The sequence below is a fragment of the Escherichia sp. HH26CH genome (assembly GCF_009820205.1).
GTDB classification, from domain to species: domain Bacteria; phylum Pseudomonadota; class Gammaproteobacteria; order Enterobacterales; family Enterobacteriaceae; genus Escherichia; species Escherichia coli_F.
The window spans coordinates 118,076-137,265 of sequence record NZ_VNXM01000039.1; the positions used below are offsets into that span (position 1 = coordinate 118,076).

At 50.5% G+C, this 19,190-nt stretch carries 18 protein-coding genes and 1 pseudogene; 2 read left to right on the forward strand and 17 right to left on the reverse strand.

What is annotated here, in order from left to right; genetic code table 11:
- Window positions 1-77: 77 nt before the first annotated feature.
- The gene (gene prpB, locus FQ015_RS13405; RefSeq protein WP_032302517.1) at window positions 78-968 is read right to left on the reverse strand and encodes a methylisocitrate lyase; all 891 of its coding nucleotides are present in this window, start codon (window positions 966-968) and stop codon (window positions 78-80) included.
- Between the two features lie 238 nt (window positions 969-1,206).
- Between prpB and prpR the strand changes: the two genes are divergently transcribed.
- Entirely contained in the window at window positions 1,207-2,793 is a 1,587-nt protein-coding gene (gene prpR / locus FQ015_RS13410; protein WP_160524154.1) for a propionate catabolism operon regulatory protein PrpR, read from the forward strand.
- 97 nt (window positions 2,794-2,890) lie between these two features.
- On the opposite strand, the gene yahO is transcribed toward prpR, so the two are convergent.
- On the reverse strand, window positions 2,891-3,166 hold the full coding sequence (yahO, locus tag FQ015_RS13415) for a DUF1471 family periplasmic protein YahO (protein ID WP_000691948.1): 276 nt from the start codon (window positions 3,164-3,166) through the stop codon (window positions 2,891-2,893).
- Between the two features lie 184 nt (window positions 3,167-3,350).
- On the opposite strand from yahO, the gene FQ015_RS13420 reads away from it, so the two are divergent.
- Window positions 3,351-3,983: a LysE family transporter gene (locus tag FQ015_RS13420; protein ID WP_000371335.1), complete on the forward strand. Its 633-nt coding sequence runs from the start codon at window positions 3,351-3,353 to the stop codon at window positions 3,981-3,983.
- Between the two features lie 16 nt (window positions 3,984-3,999).
- Here the strand turns inward: FQ015_RS13420 and FQ015_RS23975 are convergent.
- The 15 genes and pseudogenes from FQ015_RS23975 to FQ015_RS13485 form a co-directional block, all read right to left on the reverse strand.
- Window positions 4,000-4,240 (reverse strand): annotated as a pseudogene (locus tag FQ015_RS23975) (hypothetical protein).
- Window positions 4,210-4,392, reverse strand: a complete 183-nt coding sequence (locus tag FQ015_RS24715) for a hypothetical protein (RefSeq protein ID WP_439218385.1) — start codon at window positions 4,390-4,392, stop codon at window positions 4,210-4,212. The pseudogene FQ015_RS23975 and the gene FQ015_RS24715 overlap by 31 nt, the downstream one beginning before the upstream one ends.
- Window positions 4,393-4,612: 220 nt before the next feature.
- On the reverse strand, window positions 4,613-5,428 hold the full coding sequence (locus FQ015_RS13425) for a hypothetical protein (protein WP_001353421.1): 816 nt from the start codon (window positions 5,426-5,428) through the stop codon (window positions 4,613-4,615).
- 242 nt (window positions 5,429-5,670) lie between these two features.
- Window positions 5,671-6,720, reverse strand: a complete 1,050-nt coding sequence (yahK, locus tag FQ015_RS13430) for an NADPH-dependent aldehyde reductase YahK (RefSeq protein ID WP_160524155.1) — start codon at window positions 6,718-6,720, stop codon at window positions 5,671-5,673.
- A gap of 86 nt (window positions 6,721-6,806) precedes the next feature.
- Window positions 6,807-7,763: an ABC transporter permease gene (locus tag FQ015_RS13435; protein WP_160524156.1), complete on the reverse strand. Its 957-nt coding sequence runs from the start codon at window positions 7,761-7,763 to the stop codon at window positions 6,807-6,809.
- Window positions 7,760-8,731, reverse strand: a complete 972-nt coding sequence (locus tag FQ015_RS13440; RefSeq protein WP_032183379.1) for an ABC transporter permease — start codon at window positions 8,729-8,731, stop codon at window positions 7,760-7,762. Before FQ015_RS13440 ends, FQ015_RS13435 begins: the two co-directional genes overlap by 4 nt.
- The gene (locus FQ015_RS13445) at window positions 8,724-10,208 is read right to left on the reverse strand and encodes a sugar ABC transporter ATP-binding protein (protein WP_160524157.1); all 1,485 of its coding nucleotides are present in this window, start codon (window positions 10,206-10,208) and stop codon (window positions 8,724-8,726) included. The genes FQ015_RS13440 and FQ015_RS13445 overlap by 8 nt, the downstream gene beginning before the upstream one ends.
- A 48-nt stretch (window positions 10,209-10,256) precedes the next feature.
- Entirely contained in the window at window positions 10,257-11,240 is a 984-nt protein-coding gene (locus FQ015_RS13450; protein ID WP_001042105.1) for an autoinducer 2 ABC transporter substrate-binding protein, read from the reverse strand.
- Between the two features lie 253 nt (window positions 11,241-11,493).
- Complete coding sequence (locus FQ015_RS13455) at window positions 11,494-11,904, reverse strand: ASCH domain-containing protein (protein WP_032183414.1); 411 nt, start codon at window positions 11,902-11,904, stop codon at window positions 11,494-11,496.
- 296 nt (window positions 11,905-12,200) lie between these two features.
- Window positions 12,201-13,583 carry an amidohydrolase family protein gene (locus FQ015_RS13460; RefSeq protein ID WP_105277174.1) on the reverse strand — a complete coding sequence of 461 codons (1,383 nt, stop codon included), beginning with the start codon at window positions 13,581-13,583 and terminating at the stop codon, window positions 12,201-12,203.
- 9 nt (window positions 13,584-13,592) lie between these two features.
- On the reverse strand, window positions 13,593-14,543 hold the full coding sequence (locus FQ015_RS13465) for a carbamate kinase family protein (protein WP_160524158.1): 951 nt from the start codon (window positions 14,541-14,543) through the stop codon (window positions 13,593-13,595).
- Window positions 14,544-14,696: 153 nt separating this feature from the next.
- Window positions 14,697-16,115 carry a DUF1116 domain-containing protein gene (locus FQ015_RS13470; RefSeq protein ID WP_160524159.1) on the reverse strand — a complete coding sequence of 473 codons (1,419 nt, stop codon included), beginning with the start codon at window positions 16,113-16,115 and terminating at the stop codon, window positions 14,697-14,699.
- Window positions 16,115-17,662, reverse strand: a complete 1,548-nt coding sequence (gene fdrA, locus FQ015_RS13475; protein WP_160524160.1) for an acyl-CoA synthetase FdrA — start codon at window positions 17,660-17,662, stop codon at window positions 16,115-16,117. Before fdrA ends, FQ015_RS13470 begins: the two co-directional genes overlap by 1 nt.
- Window positions 17,652-18,515 carry an oxamate carbamoyltransferase subunit AllH family protein gene (locus FQ015_RS13480; RefSeq protein ID WP_160524161.1) on the reverse strand — a complete coding sequence of 288 codons (864 nt, stop codon included), beginning with the start codon at window positions 18,513-18,515 and terminating at the stop codon, window positions 17,652-17,654. The genes fdrA and FQ015_RS13480 overlap by 11 nt, the downstream gene beginning before the upstream one ends.
- 39 nt (window positions 18,516-18,554) lie before the next feature.
- Window positions 18,555-19,160, reverse strand: coding sequence for an ankyrin repeat domain-containing protein (locus FQ015_RS13485; protein WP_000023646.1), 606 nt, complete (start codon window positions 19,158-19,160; stop codon window positions 18,555-18,557).
- Between the last annotated feature and the right edge of the window lie 30 nt (window positions 19,161-19,190).

The following is a 19,190-nucleotide window of genomic DNA, read 5'->3' on the forward strand; positions in this document are numbered from 1 at the left end:
GTGCACCCCGTAGGCCTGATAAGTCGCGTCAGCGGCGCATCAGGCATCGGTTGTCGAATACAACCAAAGGGCGTTTTTTATTTCGTCTGGCTACGGGCAAACAGGTCGTCGAGCTTTTCTTCGTACTGGTAGTAGTTAATGCTTTCATACAGCTCGTTGCGGGTCTGCATGGTGTCGATGACGCTTTTCTGCGTGCCTTCCTGGCGCAGGACGTTGTAGACATGTTCAGCGGCGCGGTTCATTGCGCGGAAAGCAGAAAGGGGATACAGCGCCATTGCGACATGGGCGCTGCGTAATTCGTCGGTGGTAAACAGCGGCGTGGCACCAAATTCAGTAATGTTGGCAAGGATCGGCACCTGCACCGCATCGGCAAACTGGCGGTACATGGCGAGTTCGGTAATTGCTTCCGGGAACAACATCTCGGCACCCGCTTCAACATAGGCCTGCGCACGCTCGATCGCCGCATCCAGCCCTTCAACCGCCAGCGCATCGGTGCGCGCCATGATCACAAAATCAGGATCGGTTTTCGCATCCACCGCCGCGCGGATCCGATCCACCATTTCTTCTTTTGAAACGATCGCTTTGTTCGGACGATGTCCGCAGCGTTTTGCTCCAACCTGATCTTCAATATGTAAGCCCGCCGCACCGGCTTTAATCATCGATTTCACGGTGCGGGCAACGTTAAAGGCCGAAGAGCCAAAACCGATATCCGCATCCACCAGCAGCGGCAGCGAGCAGACGTCAGTGATACGACGAATATCAGTCAGCACATCATCAAGAGTAGAAATACCGAGATCCGGCAACCCCAGCGAACCTGCCGCCACACCACCGCCGGAGAGATAAATCGCCTGATATCCGGCACGCTGCGCCAGCAGCGCATGGTTGGCGTTAATGGTGCCGACAATCTGCAATGGATTTTCTTTAGACAGTGCAGCGCGAAACGCTTTACCTGGAGAGTGTAGAGACATAGCCCATCCTTTGTTATCAACTTGTTATCTGCGTTGATAAACACAAAGCAAGGGGTGTGCCACAATTACTTGGATGAAATTAAATGTTTTATTTCAATTTGTTATAGATAAAGCCATGAAGTAATCCGCAAATATGCGTTTCAGTTAACGTTTCAGGCAATGTTTCACTGCGTTTCATTGCAACAATTATGAAACAAGACTAAACCCAATATTCGGTTTCTTAACTTTGCGGTGCGCTATGGCACATCCACCACGGCTGAATGACGACAAACCGGTTATCTGGACGGTATCTGTAACGCGGCTGTTCGAGCTATTTCGCGATATCAGCCTCGAGTTTGATCACCTGGCAAACATTACTCCTATCCAGCTTGGCTTTGAAAAAGCAGTGACCTACATCCGCAAAAAACTGGCCAGCGAACGCTGCGACGCCATCATTGCCGCTGGCTCTAACGGTGCGTACCTGAAAAGCCGCCTGTCGGTACCGGTGATTCTGATAAAACCGAGTGGCTACGATGTGTTACAGGCACTGGCAAAAGCCGGAAAACTCACCTCTTCTATCGGCGTTATCACCTATCAGGAAACCATTCCGGCACTGATAGCGTTTCAAAAAACCTTTAATTTGCGCCTCGACCAACGTAGCTACATTACCGAAGAAGACGCACGTGGGCAGATTAACGAGCTAAAAGCCAACGGCACCGAAGCGGTGGTCGGCGCGGGGCTGATTACCGATCTGGCGGAAGAAGCCGGAATGACCGGAATTTTTATCTATTCTGCCGCCACCGTGCGCCAGGCATTTAGCGATGCGCTGGATATGACGCGCATGTCGTTACGCCATAATACTCACGATGCCACCCGCAACGCCCTGCGTACTCGTTACGTGCTGGGCGATATGCTCGGTCAATCACCACAGATGGAACAGGTACGGCAGACTATTTTGCTGTATGCCCGCTCCAGTGCGGCGGTGTTGATTGAAGGGGAAACGGGGACGGGCAAAGAGCTGGCGGCCCAGGCGATTCATCGGGAATACTTTGCCCGCCACGATGCACGACGGGGCAAAAAGTCACATCCGTTTGTTGCCGTCAACTGTGGGGCGATTGCCGAATCGCTGCTGGAGGCGGAACTGTTTGGCTATGAGGAAGGGGCGTTTACCGGCTCGCGACGCGGAGGCCGCGCCGGGCTGTTCGAAATTGCCCACGGCGGTACGCTGTTTCTGGACGAGATTGGTGAAATGCCGCTGCCGTTGCAGACCCGGCTACTGCGGGTGCTGGAAGAAAAAGAGGTCACCCGCGTCGGCGGGCATCAGCCTGTTCCGGTGGATGTGCGGGTTATTAGCGCCACTCACTGCAATCTGGAAGAAGATATGCGGCAAGGGCAGTTTCGCCGTGACCTGTTTTATCGGCTGAGCATTTTACGCCTGCAACTGCCACCACTGCGTGAGCGGGTGGCAGATATTCTGCCGCTGGCGGAAAGCTTTTTGAAAGTGTCACTGGCGGCACTTACTGCGCCGTTTTCTTCCGTGTTACGTCAGGGATTACAGGCAAGTGAAACTGTGCTGTTGCGCTACGACTGGCCGGGAAATATTCGTGAACTGCGCAATATGATGGAACGACTGGCGCTATTTTTAAGTGTGGAACCGACGCCGGATTTAACGCCGCAATTTTTGCAGTTGCTACTGCCGGAACTGGCGCGCGAGTCGGCGGAAACTCCCGCTCCACGCTTACTGACGCCACAACAGGCACTGGAGAAATTTAATGGCGATAAAACTGCCGCGGCCAATTATTTAGGTATCAGCCGAACGACATTCTGGCGGCGGCTGAAAAACTGAAATGCCGAATGCAGCGCTAACGCTTTATCCGGCATAAATTTCAATAGATGATCACCGATATACTTACGCATCGGGCATGTTTACATGGGGTGCAGAATTATTTCTTCTTATAAATATTTGCCGTGCCGTGGATCTTATTGTCAGTTTGACCAGAGGTCAGCACCAACACATCTGCCCCTTTTTCATCCGCTTTTTTGATCAGATCTTCTTTCGCATCTGCAGTCGACATTTCATTACTGGTTGAAATATCACCTATTTTTTCATATTGCGATGCAACTTTTTCAAATTCCGCTTTGGTCATTAATTCTGCGGCATAAACGTTGGTAACGGCAAACGCTAACGCACCGATTAACATTTTAGAGATTATTTTCATATTACGGCTCCAGAGTTGTTATCAAACTATCACCCACCCATATTATTGGGTTGATTAATAATTAGTTCAGTCAGGGCATAAACGCCAGTAACCGGAAATAAGACACTTTGTGATCTCTCTCGCATCCGATTACTTTTTGTAGAAATATGATGAAGTTACTTCACTTATTTATGGATGAAATCACATGGATCCCTTGCACGCCGTTTACCTGACCGTAGGACTGTTCGTGATGACTTTTTTTAATCCGGGAGCCAATCTTTTTGTGGTGGTGCAAACCAGCCTGGCTTCCGGTCGACGCGCAGGAGTGCTGACCGGGTTGGGCGTGGCGCTGGGCGATGCGTTTTATTCCGGGTTGGGTTTGTATGGTCTTGCGACACTCATTACGCAGTGTGAGGAGATTTTTTCGCTTATTAGAATCGTCGGCGGCGCTTATCTCTTATGGTTTGCGTGGTGCAGCATGCGCCGCCAGTCAACACCGCAAATAAGCACACTACAACAACCGATTAGCGCCCCCTGGTATGTCTTTTTTCGCCGTGGATTAATTACCGATCTCTCTAATCCACAGACCGTTTTATTTTTTATCAGTATTTTCTCAGTAACGTTAAATGCTGAAACACCAACTTGGGCACGTTTAATGGCCTGGGCGGGAATTGTGTTCGCATCAATTATCTGGCGAGTCTTTCTTAGTCAGGCGTTTTCTTTGCCCGCTGTGCGTCGTGCTTATGGGCGTATGCAACGCGTTGCCAGTCGGGTTATTGGTGCAATTATTGGTGTATTCGCGCTACGCCTGATTTACGAAGGAGTAACGCAGCGGTGAGCAGATAATTTACTCTCTACGTAATCAACCTGATTTGCCGAATCCCGCTCATCGGCGATGATATCCCCCGTAATGCGTGGTCCTTATTTCCGATAAGTTTACTTGAGTCTTTAGCTTCCCATTTCAGCCCACTCTCCCCTGTGTGGGCTTTTTTCATTTGTCTGCTTCAGTGAGTAGCTGGCAATGCTCCATCCACTCTGCAAGGATGATAATAAGAGGATCTGATTCAGAAGAGTTTTGAAAAATTGGACCGCCATCGAGGCCTCGAACCCCGTACCATACAACAATCCTGGTTGTCGTCTGCTCTTCCTGATGAGCTAATGGCGGTTTGTGATATAAGCCTTACAGCATATTGTCTGTCAGGCTTGAGTGCGATGCGTAAGATACAGAAAAGACCCCACACAAACATGATGGAATTATGATTTTTTTCATATGAATGTCAACCAACACATTCATAAAACACTCGCACAAGTTCACTTTTTAAGCAACATGACGCCGATCACAACAAAATATCGGCGAAAAAGGAGGGTAAATGCCATTTGACGTAGAGATAAGCAGATGAAATGATTACCCGCTTTGCGATTCACTCTCTGATGGAATAACAAATTGGAGATGGAAAAGTTTCTAAACTAAAGAGTGTAGCGTATTTTAACGTGCTTATTTACAGGATAATATTTGTCACCTAATTCCTGCACTCTATTAGATACCCATTGATTTAATCGTGCATCATCTCTGTATGTTTTCACGTTCAGAACGGAGAGCAATAACATCACTAGCGATTCAGGAAAAACAGGGTAAATATTTTTTAAGTGCAATAATAATTCATACGCAAGCGCCTGCTTAATAGGTGCGTCTGCATCCGGAATGCGCGACATTTCGCGAAGCCATTTTTCTACATGCTCACATTCTTTCCCTTCACGGAAAAGTCTCAACAAAGGCATATGGTGCTCAAGAAGAATGCATTTGCAATCTGTTCGTACTGAATCGATAAACTGCACTAATTTCTTAAGTCCGGTGAAGCGTCCGGCATGGATATTCTCTTTAATATCAAGAAACACGTCATCCTGATCATATACCCAAACGGTCCCTTTTTGATTTTCAAGTATCCGAAAAACAAACTTAATCGGGTAATCAGGGTAATCCACCCAGTCATAAACTCCAGGGAAATCATTAAACTGCACATTTATGGTAAGCGCATTGTCGGCTGCCCACTCGCAATCTCGTACGGCAGCCATGAGATAAATGAGTTTATCATCATCGACTAAATCATCACGACAATCATAAGGATAATCATAGTATTGTTTAATCAAAACCTTGAATATATCGACACAAGAAACCAGTGTACTTCTGATATCTTCAGGTAACTGATTGTTTTTAAACGTATTGTGTACGCTTTGTTTCGTATATAGCAACAAATTATTGTGCGGCGCTTTTAATGGTATCATTGCGATCTCTCTTAAATAAAAATAAACGTCGCAGATAATAAAGCCCTGATTAAACCAGGCACTATCAGAAATCGCTCATAACTAATATATGCAGCATTGTGTACTGGAGGGAATTAATTTAACAATTTGAATTTACGTTATAGATTTTACTGCTACTTTGATAGTATTTCGCCCTTCTTAACTAAAAAGTTAAGTGGAGGGCGAAATTAATATGTTAAATCATAGAGCATTTATTAATTTTTTCAGTCTGTTAGTGTGCGATTATCGATAACAAAACGATATTTCACATCACCACGTAGCATTCGCTCATAGGCTTCATTAATTTGATCGGCCCGAATCATCTCTATATCAGCCACGATGCCATGTTCGGCGCAAAAATCGAGCATCTCCTGAGTTTCTGGAATGCCGCCAATCATAGAACCGGCTATCGCACGGCGTTTCATGATCAGGTTGAAAACTTCCGGCGATTTATGCGGTGTCGCAGGCGCACCAACCAGGGTCATGGTGCCATCGCGCTTCAGCAAGGTGGTAAAATCATCGAGATTATGTGGCGCAGCTACGGTATTCAAAATGAAATCGAAACTCTTCACATGAGCCGCCATCTCATCGGCATTGCGCGAGTTAACAACTTCATCGGCCCCAAGGGCTTTTGCCGCTTCGCGTTTTGACTCAGACGTGGTAAACGCCACTACATGCGCCCCCATCGCGTGGGCCAGCTTTATCCCCATATGCCCCAGACCGCCAATGCCGACCACTCCCACTTTTTTACCCGGCCCGGCCTGCCAGTGACGCAGCGGCGAGTACGTGGTGATCCCTGCACACAATAAAGGCGCCACCGCCGCCAGTTGCGCTTGCGGGTGACGAATACGCAGAACATATCGCTCGTGAACGACAATCTGTTGTGAGTAGCCGCCCAGCGTATGGCCCGGTTCATCCGGCGTCGGCGAGTTATAGGTGCCGGTCATGTGATCACAGTAGTTTTCCAGCCCGTCTTCACACTCTTCGCAATGTTTACAACTGTCGACAATGCAGCCGACACCGACCAGATCGCCCGGCGCATATTTTTCTACCTGTTCACCAACGGCTACCACGCGCCCCACAATTTCATGACCCGGCACGCAGGGGTAAACCGTCCCCGCCCACTCGGAACGCACCTGGTGAATATCGGAATGGCACACGCCACAGTAAGCGATTTCAATTTTGACATCATGCGGTCCCGGTTCACGCCGGGTAATATCCATCGGTTCCAGCGGTTGTTTAGCGGAATATGCACCAACAGCTTTGATCTTCATTGTGTTTACTCCTGATTAGCTATGTGTATTTGGCGATGCCTGATATGTCATCGCGGCAAAACGCGTCCATTGAATATAGCCAATATTTAAACCACCCGATCCAGCCCCAACATGCCGCGAGCCTGAATGAAACAGAGCAGCAACGTTCCCCATAAGGCCATCGTCAGGTAGGGGCTTATACCGAGAATATTGAAACCGCTTTCAATAATTTGCAGAAGAAATAGTGCCAGCACCATGCCGATTATCCGCCCGCTGCCACCGTCCGGATTAACCCCGCCGAGTACTGCCGCGAGGATTGACACCAGCAAGTATGATTCGCCATAAGAGGCCTTAGCCGAGTTGAGTTTCGACATCATCAAAAATGCCGCTACCGCACAAAGCAAGGCGGAAATGACATACACCCATATCAGCACCCGACGCGTGTTAATACCGGAGTAAAGTGTTGCTCGTTCGTTAGAACCAATCAGATAAATGGATTTACCGAGCGGCGTTTTCTCCAGCAATATCCACAGCCCCAGCGCCACTGCGGTAAACAACCACATCGGTAGCGGAATACCGAACCACTGTGCATGATTCAACCACAGCACCCATGAGGGATAATTGGCAATGGCGCTACCGCCTGTCACCAGAATATTTACCCCTTTGAGCAACGTCATCATCCCAAGCGTTGCAAGAATTGGCGACACTCGAATACCAGCAATCAATACGCCGTTACATAAACCGATTATCACCGCCGCGCCAGCGCCCGCCAGCAGCGTAGCGACAACCGTAGCAATACCCGGTGGATACTGAGTCGCCACCCACGCCATCACCAGTGAACAGGCGTTAGCAGTGGCAATAATTGACAAGTTAATGCCACCGCAAAGCATGGTCACCGCCATAGCCAACGCCAGAATGCCCAGCACGGGCATTTGCGAAGCGACGGACTGGAAATTACTTATCGACCAGAAAATCTCCGGCATAGTAATGCTGAAGGCGGCAACAGTTAGCACCAGCAGGCCGATCAAGTAAAGCTCAACGTTATTACGCCACGATTTTTTCATAGCAGACTCCGGTTCTGATGCTGACTCCACGCCGTGGCGCTAATGCTGGCAACGATGATGATGCCTGTGATCAATGTTTGCCAGTAAGACGAGACTCCCAATAAATTTAGCCCGTTTTGCATCACTGCCAACAACACCACGCCGAGCAAAGTACCGGTTAACGTACCGCGCCCGCCGAGCAAACTAGTGCCGCCAAGCACCACCGCAGCCAGTACTGTCAGCTCATAACCCAGAAGAGAATCGGGGGCGACAGTCATCACCGTCCACGACTGCACTACACCCGCAGCACCAGACATCAATCCCATATAGCCGTAAACGAAAAGTTGCAGTTTCAGCACGCTAAAGCCGATGCGACTGGCTGATTCACGGTTCCCACCAAGGGCATAGATTTTGCGCCCCACACTGGTGAAATTCATGATAAACGCTGTCAGCAGCACCACCGTAATCATGGCGATCAGCGGCAGACCAAGGCCATAGTCATAGCCGTCAACATCGGTGTACTTGAACAACATTACCCCCTGCTCAAACCACGGCGGAAAGTCGTACAGCCACACACCTTTACTCAACCATAACAGCAGGCCATAGAAAATATTCAGCGTCGAAATGGTGATGATGATAGAAGGCACCCGTAGGCGATTAACCAGTAAGGCGTTTATTAAGCCAAGTAAAATGCCGATGCCGCCCGCCAGGGCAAACGCGACAGCAAAGTTGCCACCCATTTTTTGTAGCAACAGCACCATGCCGTATTGCGCAATGATGGTCATTGCTGGAAACGAAATATCAATTCCACCGGAAATTAACACCACAAACAAACCACAGGCGAGAATAGTCAACATGGCATAGTTATTGGCGAGATCGTACAAATTACCGAATGTCAGAAACTCGTCGCTGCGCCAGGCAAGGCCAACAAACAGCACTATAATCAGTAATGCCAGCCAGAATTCATGGCGTTTTTTCAGTTCAGCCATTTACCACCTCCGCAATCCTGGCCTGAGAACTGCTGTCAGGCAGGAAGCTATGGGTGAGCTGACCTTTTTGCATTACCAAAATCCGGTGGCTTTGATACCACGCTTCTTCAATTTCATCGCAGATCATCAATACCGCAATGCCATGAGCCGCCAGATCGCTGATAATGCCGTATATTCCTGCTTTGTTGGCGATATCAACACCGACAGTCGGGCTATCGAGAATCAACAGTCGTGGCCCAATCGCCAGCCATTTGGCGATCGATACTCGCTGCGCGTTACCCCCGGAAAGCGTATTCACCGGGAGATGTGGGTCAGAGACTTTGATGGTCAATGCCTTAATTAGCCTGTCCACCAGGTCACGCACTTTAGCTTCACTCAGAAAGCCGAAGCGATCTTTTACCTTGTGAAAAACAGTGCTAATGATGTTGTCTTCAATAGATTGCGCCATCACCAAACCGCGCGACATGCGATCTTCCGAAACATAACCAATACCGTGGCGGATGGCGTCCTGGTTACTATGCAGTGTAACCGGCTGACCGTTGATGAGGATCTCACCAGCATCCGGTCGGGTCATACCAAACAGACTCAGACATAATTCCGTGCGCCCCGCACCAAGCAGGCCAACAATCGACACCACTTCGCCCGCTTCCACCCGCAAGTTAATATTTTGATATTCCCCATGACGACTTAAATTACGCACCTCCAGCACTGGGGTGCTGGATTTTCCCTGCCACAACTCTCGCACCTGATATTCAAACTCCTGGCCGGTCATCAGGAAACCGAGTTGTTTTGTGGTCATCTCTGCAGCCGGAAAGGTCCCGACCAGCTCACCATCTTTCAACACTGAAATACGGTCGGAAACTTCCATCACCTCTTCCAGACGATGACTGACGAAGACCACGCAGATCCCGCGTTCCCGCAATTGATGCACCACCTGTAATAACCCTTGCACTTCCTGATGGGTCAGCGAAGCGGTTGGTTCATCCATCACGATTAAACGTGCATCCTGCGCCAGTGCACGGCAAATTGCCACCAGCTGACAGCGGGCAATTGAAAGCTCAGAAACGAGCGTATCCAGTGGCAATGTGACGTTAATACTGGTCATTGCCGCCTGCGCCACCTCACGCAGACGACGTCGGTTAACAAACAGTCCGTGGTGATAGTGATTCACGGCGATATTCTCCCAGACACTCAGGTTAGGAAATAAAGAGAGGTCCTGATAAATCACCTGAATCCCCTGCGCCACCGAAGCGGCGGGTGTCAGCTTTGACCAGTTTTTCCCACCAAGCGTAATTTCCGCCCCCTCATCCGGGCGATAAACACCGGACATAATTTTAATCAACGTCGATTTACCACAGCCGTTTTGCCCGGCAAGGCAGTGCACCTCACCCGACATAAAGTCGAGAGAAACATCGCGCAGCGCTCGCGTGGCATGAAACGTTTTGTTGATATGACGAAGGGAAAGGAAGGTTTCCATAGCATCCCCTGGCAATAAGAATCGGGGCTTTCGCCCCGAAGAAATGGATTAATAAAGTGAGTCAATATTGTCTTTGTTGACCAGTAATACCTTATGGAAACGGATAATTCGCTTATCCATATCTACGTCGGCCTTACCGAGATTCTCCATTTCTAATCCAGGTTTGATCTCTTCACCCTTCAGCAACGTGCTGGCGACGGCCGCGAGTGCGTAACCTGCAGAGGCCGGATCGTAAGTAATCCCTTCGGTGATATCACCACTTTTAATCAGTGATGCCGCCTGTGAAGGGATCATCATGCCATAGACTGCGACTTTATTTTTCGCCCGTTTCTCTTTCACCGCACGTCCCGCGCCAATCGGACCGTTTGAACCAAAGGAGACAACCGCTTTCAAGTCAGGATAGGTTTTCATCAGGTCCAGTGTGGTACGACGTGAGTCATCCACACTCTCGGCAACCGGCATGCGGCGGGTAACTTCATGCATATCCGGGTAATGCTCTTTCTGGTATTTCACCAGCAAGTCAGCCCATAAGTTATGCTGCGGCACGGTCAAACTACCCACGTAAATCACATAGCCGCCCTTGCCACCCATGCGTTTCGCCATATGTTCAACATATTCAGCGGCAAATTTTTCGTTATCAATGATTTCGATATCCCAGTTAGCACTTGGCTGACCGGGGGATTCGTTGGTCAGAACCACAATTCCGGCATCTCGCGCTTTTTTGAATACCGGTTCCAGCACGTTGGCATCGTTTGGCACGATAGTAATTGCGTTAACCTTACGGGCGATTAAATCCTCAATGATTTTAACCTGTTGCGGAGCATCAGTACTTGAAGGCCCCACCTGTGACGCATTAACACCAAAGGCTTTACCCGCCTCGACCACACCTTCGCCCATGCGATTAAACCACGGCATACCATCGACTTTAGAGATATTCACCACGACTTTTTCCGCGGCCTGGAGCGGCGCAGAAATTAGCGCAGCGCCTAATAACAGCGAAGACACCATATTGATAACAAAACGTTTATTCATCATTTCAGCCTCATTGCAGGGTAGTCAGGAAGTGTTCGCCCAAATTAGCGCGCTGGAGAGAATAAGAATTTTCGAATATTTTTATGCAGAATAAACAGCCCTATTTCAGGCAGCTATTAAAAATTTGGTTATAAATATGGACAAAACGGGCAGTAACAATAAGTGTGACAATCATCACGTAAAAAATAGCAAAATAAACAAAATTAGCGATACTTTATGTTTGTGAGCTTATTTCGCGTAGAAAAATAGTTATCTACACAATGTCAATAAGGGCATATTCTTCAAAGATAACATCCATTTCGGGTGAATAGCATCCTTCTGCCTGGAAAAAACGACGGTGTTCATTGCGCCAATATTCAAGACTGAGGTCACCTTCACCTTCCTTACGGGCAAGCTCCGCGGTGACATCAGAAAAGCGCAGTAAATGCAGGCCAATAACTCTGATAACACATACAGGCTCACCACGGCTATTTTCTACAATCTTATACTCACCAATCATCGGAAATGCGTTGTCTTCAATACATCCCGCCAGCGAACCACAGGAAGCTGTTTTAACACCAGTCGCAATCAACGTTGCGAGGTGATCGGCCAACGCTGCTGAATCGCCAAAAGTACAAAAGGAAGCATGGGGATATTTTTGTGAGATTTTTTCTTTTATGGTCATGAGAATATTTTCGCGATTACGGAAAAAAATCACATCTTAATTACTGTTGATAACCATCAGCAAGAGGATCATTGGTTTTTCTATGTTTAATCTTTTTTATCCGAAGCAGGTCACATTTATGGCTTGATAAATACCTTTGTTAAAACTCACTTTTGTGTATTTCTCTCAAATAATCCCCTGGAAATTATGCCGGGAGATTATAAAGTTCAGGATCATTCATTAACAAACCATTCCCGCCCCACTCCCTGGGGCTTAAATCTCTTACTATTCACCGTTGCAGGCGTTTCAAATTCGTATCAACCTGCCACACTCCCCCACACCAGTTGCCCTTTATGGAACGTTGCGGTTCTCGGCGAGATACGCGCCACCGCCTCGGCGGAACAGGAGGCGTCCACCAGCACAAAGCTGGCGTCATCCTGCGCTTTAGGCCAGACGCGCTCGCCTTTTTCGTTGAGCGGCAATACATCACCAGTGGCTAAAAACAGCGAGCGGGACAAATTCTGTTCGTTAGGACGAATATAGAGCTGCGCGTACAGATTGGCTTTTTCCAGCATGTCGCCCAGGCCGTAAGGCGACCAGTGGTCGATAACGCTGTCGGTGCCGGTCATCACTTTTACGCCTTTGTCGTGCAGCTGTTTGAGCGGCATATGCAACGTGCCAATCGGCACCGTCGAGGCGATCGAGATTTGCTGCGCCGCCATCCGGTTCGCCAGTTCATCTACTTGTTGCTCGTTGAGGGTAGCCAGCGCAAAGGCGTGGCTGATGGTCAGCTTGCCTTTTAGCTGCGGCGTTTTCTCCACTGTTTCAACCATATAATTGATGGCTGCCACGCCCGCCGGAGTGGTTTCGTGCAGATGAATATCGACGCCTTTGTCGTAGTCCAGCGCAATCTGGAACATGGTGTCGAGGGATTTTTCCATCGCGCCATCAACACTGGTCGGGTCCAGCCCGCCGACGTAATGCGCGCCTGCCTGCATTGCTTCACGCATCAAGGGTTCCGATTTCGACAGCAGCAAACCGTGCTGCGGGAAGGCGACGATTTCACACTCGAAGCCCGCCTGACGTCGCGCCAGCACCGCCTGCAAATTTTGCAGATTTTTCAGGCCGGAAACCGGTTCGATATTGCAGTGGCTGCGGGCAATGGTGGTGCCTTTCGACTGCAATAAATCGATCAGTTTTTCTGCCCGCTCCTGAGTGTACGGTTGTAACTCCGGCAGCATTTTCTGCTCGAGTTTGATCATGTCCTGGATGGTGGTGCCTGCCGGGCGATTGAGCGAGCGCCACGGTCCGCCGTAAAAGGTTTTGTCGAGATGAATATGCATGTCGCGAGTAGTGGGCAGCATCAGCTTACCGCCAGCGTCATATTGCGGCAGCGTGGCGTCCGGATGCTGCTTGTTCTCATGTAGCGCAACAATTTTACCGTCCTGAATCTCCACGGTCTGGCGCGCCGTGCGGGTCTGCACCGCCACACCGTTTTCGTAGTCAAAACCGGTTTCCAGCAGCACGTTATCAAGATAGTAATGCGGGTCAGTGATTTTCATGGTGTTATTCGCGTCGCAGTGGGTTGTGCCAGAGACCTCCGCATGGGCGAATGGCACAGAGGTACCAAACAGCGCGGCGGCGGTGACCATCTTACCGCTCTGGCTCAGAAATTCACGGCGGCTATTGTTTTTTTTCATCTTACGTCCTTACGTTTTAATAATATGAGTGCCCGTTTCGCCACGCAGCGCCGCGGGCAGGCATTCCGGCGTGGTGATAATCACTTCTTTACCGCCCTGTTCCAGGAACGTCAGGCTGGCGATGATTTTTGGCAACATGCTGCCTGGCGGGAAATGCCCTTCCTGCATATAGCGGGTCATGGTGGCAATATCCACCCGATCCAGCGCCTGCTGCTGCGGTTTGCCAAAATGAATACACACTTTTTCGACGCCAGTGGTGATCACCAGAATGTCGGCGTGAATTTCACGGGCCAATAGCGCGGTAGAGAGATCTTTGTCGATAACCGCGTCCACGCTTTGGTAATCCCCCGCTTCACTGCACACCACCGGAATTCCACCGCCGCCCGCGCCAATTACCACAAAGCCTTGTTGGATCAGCGCCTTAATGGCAGGTGCTTCGACAATACGTTTCGGTTCCGGCGAGGCGACCACGCGGCGATAGCCGCGTCCGGCATCTTCAACAAAACGCCAGTCAGGGTTAGTCTTTTGTAATTCGTCACGCTGGCTGTCACTAAAGAATGCGCCGATGGGCTTGGTGGGATGGGCAAACCCCGGATCGTTTTTATCCACTTCCACCTGAGTCACCACAGTGACGGCTTTTTTCTCGCCGTGGCGCGCCAGCCGATTGTTCAGCGCCTGTTGGATCAAGTAGCCAATGCCGCCTTGCGTATCTGCCACACAGTTCGCCAGCGGCGTTAAGGGCAGCCCTTCGCGCTCGTGGGCAATCTCCGCACGGCGTAGATCCAGCCCAACCTGCGGCCCGTTGCCGTGGGTCAGCACAATGTCGTAATCGGAAGCCAGCATTTCCAGCACCGTATCGGCGACGGCCTTCACCGCCTCCGCCTGATGCTCAATCGACTGGCTGGTGTTATCTTTGATAATGCTGTTGCCACCAATGGCAACGACCACAAGCTCTTTCATATTGTTATGTCCGCTACAGAGGGTGATGAGGTTATGACCAACGCCAAATTGCCTGATGCGCTACGCTTATCAGGCCTACAGATTCTTGCGCCACTCGTAGGCCGGATAAGGCGTTCACGCCGCATCCGGCAGAGACAACGCGCACTTTGCAGGTCAGACGCCGTAACGTTCGCACCAGCCAAGAATGGCTTTTTCGAAGCAGGCGAATGGTGGATGCACAATGCCCGCGCCAATCATGCCGACGCCTGCATCTTTATGGGCAATGGCGGTGTTGATCACCGGCAGAATGCCACTGCTACCCACGCGGGTGATGTCGATTGCCGTCGGCACACCCATAAAACCGAGCAGCGGAATGGTCACGTTGGGGTTTTCGCCGAGAGTGATTTCGCACATCTGACGGGAGAAATCGATAGCCTCTTCCACCGTACCGCCCACCAGCGCGACGATTGCAGGCGCGGTCGCCATAGCAAATCCACCAATGCCGTAGGTTTCGGTGATGGCGCTGTCGCCAATATCCAACCCAGAATCTTCCGGCTTATAACCGGCAAACATCGGGCCGATGACCTGCTGCGCCGGGCCGGTAAACCACTGCCCCGGTAATCCGCTGACTCGCAGGCCGAACTCGACACCGTTACGCGCCATGGTGGTCACCACGGTGCTGTATTCAATGCCGTGCGCCGCATCCATCGCTGCTTTACACATTGCCATCCACGTCGGGCCGGAGAAGTAATCGCTGCTGGCGACAAACTCAAACACTTCGCGCTGTTGCTCGACAGAATAGCCCGCCTGAATAATCCCCGGCGTCAGCGCCTGAATCAGCAGCGTCGTCCCGGCGTTATTGCGGTTATGACACTCATCGCCCATATGCAGCGCCTGCGCCAGCATCAAACGCAGATCAATCTCACCGAGAATTTTCATCGCGTCACGCAGCATTGGCCCCTGCACATCGCGCATCCAGTTCAGGCGGTCAATCACGCTCTGATCGTTGGCACCCATACGCAAAATCTTCGCCATCTGCTCGCTCATATTGGTGTAAGCGATGTTGCCGTAGGTTTTGTTTTTCACGATGTGCATAAACATCGAGGCAGAGGTAACACCCGCCATCGAACCCACGCAGTCATGCTCGTGGCAAGGCGAGAAGGTGATCTCCCCGGAAGCCGCCAGTTCGGCCGCCTCGTCGAGATCTTTCGCCAGCCCTTCGAACACCAGCGCCCCGGTGACCGCGCCTTTCATAGCGCCGCACATTTTTTCCCAGGTCACTGGTGGCCCGGCGTGAAGAATGGTTTTCGCCGTCATGCCTGGCACCACGTTAATCGCCTGATCAAAACCAATCAGCACCGGATGCGACTGGATAATGCGTTCCAGCGCCTGCTGGTTAGCGGCGGCGATTTTGTCTGCCAGCGGCGAATCGGCAATGTTGTCCAGCGCCTGCACCACCTGCATATTGCCCTGCCCCGGCGGCGTCCAGTCGAGTTGGGTCACTTCTACATGCTGCTTTTTCAGGTCATCGCTAAACATGGCGATGCCGACGTTAATAACGTTCAACGGTTGGCTAAACAGTGACGGACTCATCAGGCTTCCTCCCCTTTGCAAATAAATTCACGCGCCAGCAATCCGGTATTGGTGCTGCTGCTGGCCAGAATCACCCCGGCATCAAGCAGCATCTGGCTTTGTTGTGCTAACGATGGCGTATCGAGATCGGTACCCAGCACATAGGCGAGAATGATCAACTCGCGGCCTTCGGCAGCGGCGATCGCTTTCGCCTCTTTGATCGCCTCGATGGTGGAACCGACCGGATCTTCATGCGATCCAAATCCGAGCACAAAATCCATCACGATCACCGCCACTTCTGGATCACGCGCTTCTTCGATCAACCGGCTGATGCGATTGGTGGGGTCAATCATTGGATGCGGCTTGCCGTTGGTGAAGTCGTCATCACCAAAGTCGAGGAAGGTGTGTTTGATGCTGCGGTTGATATCTTGCAGGCGGAATTCAGGATCGGGCTGGATGTTGCTGTAGACATCGCCGTGTTTTTCCATCACCGCGAACATGGTTTCGTCACACAGCGTGCCGCCGCAGAACAGGCCACGAATGTATTTCTGCTGCGGTTGCAGGCGAGCGCGCACGTCAGCAATCAACGGCTGGTTCAGCGTATGCAGCTCGAGATGTTCCTGTTTCACGCCGGAGAGCATCACCGCTTTCAATGCCGCCTCTTTACTGCCGCGGGCAAACTGTAGCCCCTGCTCATCCACTGGCGTTTCGCCACGACCGAGGAAGCAGACTACCACCGGCTTGCGGCAGGCACGTGCGCGTTCCAGCACTTTGCGGGCCACCGCAGGCGCAGGCGGTTTGGAGATAAGCACAATGATTTCAGTTTGCGGATCGTTTTCCAGCATCCCGATGGCGTCGAGCATCATCAGGCCGCCGATTTTCTCGCTCAGGTCGCGCCCGCCGGTACCAATCAGTTGCGAAACGCCGCCGCCAAATTCATGAATACGGACGCTCAGTTCCTGGCTACCGGTGCCGGATGCGCCAACAATACCGATGTTGCCGCGACGCACAGCGTTACCAAAGCAGAGCGCCGCGCCGTTGATAATCGCCGTGCCGCAGTCTGGCCCCATCATCAGCAGCCCTTTTTCGTGGGCCAGTTGCTTGAGCGCCAGTTCATCTTCAACTGAGACATTATCGGAAAACAGCATCACGTTAAGATCGTTTTGCAGCGCCTGACGCGCTTCGCGAGCGGCAAACAGACCGTTAACCGAAATCACTGCCAGGTTACTTTCCGGGATATGCTTTTTGGCGCTGGCAATAGTGGCGTAACGCGCTTCATGCGAGCCGCTTTGCGCTTTGCTGTTGAACAGTTCTTCAATCTCCACCAGCAACTGCTCGTTGTCTGCGCCCGCTTTGCCGTTGATGACAATCATCAGGTCGCCGTTTTTCGCCTGCTCCAGCTCCGGCGTCAGCAGCCCTAAATTCTTCAGAACGCCTTTGTTCATTTCGGTCGCCATCGCCACAAATGCCTGCTCGACGCCGTCGAGTTTATTTGCACGCGTGGAGATAGACATCAGCGAGACAGAATCAAAATAGGTATTCGGTTTAATGACTATTTTAACTGACATAATTCCCTCCGTAGGTTTGGCTCAGCACACAACCATCGGCCATGCCATACAGCATGTCGCAGCCGGAACTGGAGCCAATATGTTTAATTTTTTCTATTGCCTGAGTTGCGTTCCCAGGTATGTCATAAATAATGTTATGAATAAAACGATGAATATTTTCCCGGCAGCGTTGTTGTAATGCGGCTTCCAGCGTTATGGCACTTAATAACGTGGTATTATTTCTGCCGCGTTGCAGACCGAGATAAAATTCCTCTTTGTATTTTTCCGCCGGATGCCCGGGAATAAATAAAATAAGCGCCAGACCTGTTAAATAATCGTCGGCTGATGGCGTAAGGCCAATCCCTAACCCCATCATATTAGCAATCGCCAAAGCGATATTTTCTTTATCGTTTACTGCCTGAATAACTGCCCGTCGTTTAATATGTAATTCTTTATTTAACGCCTGATAAAACGGATTATCGCCGCGATAATTAAACAGGGTTTCATTTTCCCCCAGGTGCTGATGAATAATGTCATGCCACTGTTGCCAGGCGATAAGGTGAAAATTCACAGCGGTCATTTGCAAGGTTGGGGACAGCCAACGCTGGCAATGACTCATCTCTATATGAAGATGTTGACCAACCGTAATACCTTGATCATCAAACTGAACCTTATCACCATGACGGAACAGACCATCAAAGTGAGTGAGTGCCAACCGACAACTGTTTGGCGCATTGTCGTACTCTTCACAAAGCAGTGTCAGCAACTGCTGGCGAGCCGGGATTGCGATATTTACCGCTCTGGCAAAGACCTGTTCAACTTGTCCTTGCCCCCGCTGCGCCAGAAAATCAGCATCCGCAGTTAGCGCCCACACACACCGTCTTTCTGGTGTGTTGATAGCAAACCTCCCGGTTTATGCGCCTGCGGCAATCAGCAACTGAGCAATCTCTTCAAAGCCCCGTTCCCGCGCCAGTTCCAGCGGCGTTTTGCCATATTTGTCGGTCAGATGCGGGCTGGCACCGTGCTCCAGCAATAACTGGACAATCGCCTGCTGTTTAATCCCGCCATCGTTAAGCACAATCGCTTCCAGTAGCGGCGTCCAGCCAACATGGTTGGTCTGGTTAACGTTAATATCCGTATGCGCCAAAAGCTCTTTTACAATACTTAAATGGCCTTTTTCACAGGCAGGCGTCAGGCCGACACCGCCGAAACGGGTTACACAATTAAGGTCTGGTTTAGCCGGTAAAATAATTCGTAGTAGCGTTAAATCACCGTTCAGGCAGCTCATTAAAAAAGGATTTAAACAGGTCTGGTCTTGTTTATTAATATCCGCACCGGCATCAATTAACGCCTGAACGCAAGCATATTGCTGATATAAACTTGCCAGCGTAATTGCCGTTTTCCCCTGGCGATCGCAGGTATTTATATCTACCCCCAGAGCAAGGCAGGTTTTTACTTTATCGATATCACCCTGTTGTGCAGCCAATAAATAATCGGCAGGTAGATTTTTTATACTCATTAACATTCCCCTGTTTTTTGTGGCTGTTTT